This window comes from Rouxiella silvae (assembly GCF_002093625.1).
Classification (GTDB): Bacteria; Pseudomonadota; Gammaproteobacteria; order Enterobacterales; family Enterobacteriaceae; genus Rouxiella; species Rouxiella silvae.
Genome location: NZ_MRWD01000123.1, coordinates 1 through 786 on the forward strand (window position 1 = coordinate 1; position 786 = coordinate 786).

General features: G+C 53.7%; 1 protein-coding gene. It reads right to left on the reverse strand.

The features are described from left to right. Positions 1-786 (reverse strand): M48 family metallopeptidase (locus BS639_RS24600; protein WP_139804189.1); only part of this gene is annotated, 786 nt, incomplete at both ends.

Consider the following 786-nt stretch of genomic DNA (forward strand, 5'->3'; position numbering starts at 1 on the left):
ACATGCCCAGTATGCGGACTTTGGCAAACAGAAAATCCTGTGAAGACTGCAAAACTATGCGTGGCATCTGGTTTGCGCGGTTGCGGGCGTCGGAAAGTCGGCTATCGGGCAGGGGATGAGTGAGCAGCATTTCCGGCGGTTTGCTGGAGTAGCGCGACTGGTCGGCAAGTTTTTGCAGGAAGTTTGGCATTGCCTCGGGATCAAAACCTGAACGCTGTAGCACCTGCAAACCGATGCGATCGGCCTCTTCTTCGTTCGATCGCGTAAAGCTGATCATTCCCTGCTGCGTACCCGCCAGCGTGCCGGTGAGTCCGGCCATACCGGCCTGGGGGCTGGCCATCGTCAACAGGATGGAACCTAGCACACCCACCCAAGTCAGCGGAGATTTACGTTTTTGGTCTTCCATTGCGCGTGCAAGGTGGCGCTGGGTGACGTGTGAAATTTCATGCGCTAAAACGGATGCGAGCTGGCTTTCGTTGTCGGTATAGCGAAATATTGCCGAGTGCAGCACCACGTTGCCGCCAAAGAAGGCGAAGGCATTGAGTTCATCATTGTTAACGATGAAGAAATGAAACGGAAAACGCACGGAATAGGCGTGAGCAACCAGGCGTTGTCCAAGCTGGTTAATGTATTCATTTAGCAGAGGATCATTAATCAGCGGTGCACTGCCTCTAAGCTGACGGACATAAAAATCGCCCATTTGCAGCTCTTGATCGATAGTCAGCGTGCCGCCCGCCGTGGTACCCATATCAGGCAAAAGATCGGCGCTGTCCGCTTTGGCATAAA